Below are 2,500 nucleotides of genomic sequence, written 5' to 3'. Positions count from 1 at the left end.
GGGAAAGGTGAAAAGAACCCCTGCAAGGGGAGTGAAATAGACCTGAAACCGTATGCCTACAAGCAGTGGGAGGGATTATCCGTTGGGTTGCTTCACGGCGACCCCACGGATAGCCTGACCGCGTGCCTTTTGCTTAATGAGCCGGCTAGTTCGTATGCGTGGCAAGGTTAAGCCGAGAAGGCGGAGCCGTAGCGAAAGCGAGTCCGAAAAGGGCGCCACAGTCGCGCATACGAGACGCGAAGCGGGATGATCTACCCCTGGCCAGGGTGAAACTGAGGTAACACTCAGTGGAGGCCCGAACCGGTGTTCGTTGAAAAGGGCTCGGATGAGCTGGGGGTAGGGGTGAAAGGCCAATCAAATTCCGTGATAGCTCGTTCTCCCCGAAATAGCTTTAGGGCTAGCCTCGGGTGAATACCACGGGTGGTAGAGCACTGGATGGGCTAGGGGGCCTACAAGCCTACCAAACCCAACCAAACTCCGAATGCCCGTGAGTCATGCCCGGGAGTCAGACTGCGAGGGCTAAGCTTCGTGGTCAAAAGGGAAACAGCCCAGACCGTCGGCTAAGGTCCCCAAGTGCCGCCTAAGTGGGAAAGGATGTGAAGTCGCTGTGACAGCCAGGAGGTTAGCTTAGAAGCAGCTATCCTTTAAAGAGTGCGTAACAGCTCACTGGTCGAGGCGACTTTGCGCCGACAATCCAACGGGGCTCAAGGCGGTCACCGAAGCCACGGAATCAAGCGGGACATAAGTTCCTGCTTGGTTGGTAGGGGAGCATTCCAGTTGCCTGCGAAGCCGCACCGAGAGGGCGGTTGGAGGCCCTGGAAGAGACTCTGCCGGCATAAGTAGCGAGAACGCGGGTGAGAACCCCGCGCGCCGAAAGCCTAAGGTTTCCTGGGTGAAGTCAGTCTGCCCAGGGTTAGTCGGCACCTAAGGCGAGGCCGAAAGGCGTAGTCGAAGGGAAGCAGGTTAATATTCCTGCACCGTCTGTCAGGCGTCAGGAGCCTGGGGGGACGCCGAAGGATAGGCCGGTCGGGTGATGGACGTCCCGATTCAACCCGGTAGGTGGAAGGGGTAGGCAAAACCGCTCCTTCGTTAACACCGAGAGGGGATGACGACCCCGTTAGGGGGAAAGCGGCCGAGTCCATGCGGCCAGGAAAAGCCTCGGTGGCGAGCCTGTCAGATGGCCGTACCGCAAACCGACACAGGTAGGCGAGGAGAATATCCACAGGCGCATGTGTGATGGCTCGGTCAGGAACTAGGCAAATTGGCCCCGTAACTTCGGGAGAAGGGGTGCCCACGCTAGGTGTAGGAGCACAGCCTCCGAAGCCGAGGTGGGTCGCAGTAAAGAGCGCCACGCGACTGTTTACTAAAAACACAGGTCTCCGCAAAGTCGTCAAGACGACGTATGGGGGCTGACGCCTGCCCAATGCCGGAAGGTTAAAGGGAGGGGTTAGCTCGTCTTCGGACGGGCGAAGCCCTGAACCGAAGCCCCGGTGAATGGCGGCCGTAACTATGATCCTGACCGTTGTAGTTACGTAAATAAACCTGGCTATATGCGGGAACATCTGTCCCCTCAGGGGTCTGCCCCGAAGGGGTGAAGGGTCCCCCGGTACGTCGCTCTCCATGGGAGGGTGCGTCACAATCCGTGGGGCGCAGACAACCCGCAGGAAAGGTTCTGAAAGCGACCATGCCTCTCGACACCAGAAAAATTCCTCCGCGCGTCGGCTATTACTTGGCCGGTTTCGCCGACGGGGAGGGAAGTTTCAACGTTGTGTTCCGACCTCGATCCGATTGCCGGATGCCGTGGAAGATCTCGCTGTGCTTCAATATCTCTCAGCGGGAGCGGGTCATCCTAGCCCTGTTCAAGCGCTACTTCCGGTGTGGTACACTCCGACGGCGGGACGATGGTGTTTGGACCTATGAGGTCAATAACTTCAACGCCATCGTCGAGAACGTCATTCCCTTCTTCGAGCAGTTCCCGTTCTTGTCGGCGAGAAAGAAGCGCGATTTCGCGAAGTTCAAGAGGATCGCCCGCATCATAGAGGAAGGTCGGCACATGACCGTTGAGGGTGTCCGAGAGATCCTCCGGATCCGCCAAGATATGAACGACGGTGGACAGCGGCGGTATACGGAGGAAGAAATTCTTGCTCGCTTTCGGGAAATCCCCAGAGACCATACGCCGGGCGCGGCTCCAGAAAATGTCCCCGTTCAGGGGAGTGCCGCCAGTCTGGAGTCGTGATGATATGGTCCGAACTCCGTAGCGATACGGAGGGCTCGTCTAGAGCCGTCCCACCAGTCCCATCCGCTGTCGTGGTGGGCTGAGAGGCCATGTTCAGTGGCTCAAAGAGATGGGATAACGAAGGAACGGTCCTAAGGTAGCGAAATTCCTTGTCGGGTAAGTTCCGACCTGCACGAATGGCGTAACGACGTGGCGACTGTCTTGCCGAGCTGCACAGCGAACTTGTGGTCCCGGTGAAGACGCCGGGTGCCCGCACCAAGACGG

General features: G+C 58.4%; 1 rRNA gene (cut by a window edge). It reads left to right on the top strand.

The features are described from left to right. Nucleotides 1–2,500, top strand: a 23S ribosomal RNA gene (locus tag VNM72_11840) (its annotated part extends 599 nt beyond the left edge of the window); the annotation flags it as partial.

It is taken from the genome of Blastocatellia bacterium (genome assembly GCA_035573895.1).
Classification (GTDB): Bacteria; Acidobacteriota; Blastocatellia; order HR10; family HR10; genus DATLZR01.
This window is presented reverse-complemented; position numbering and strand designations above follow the sequence as displayed.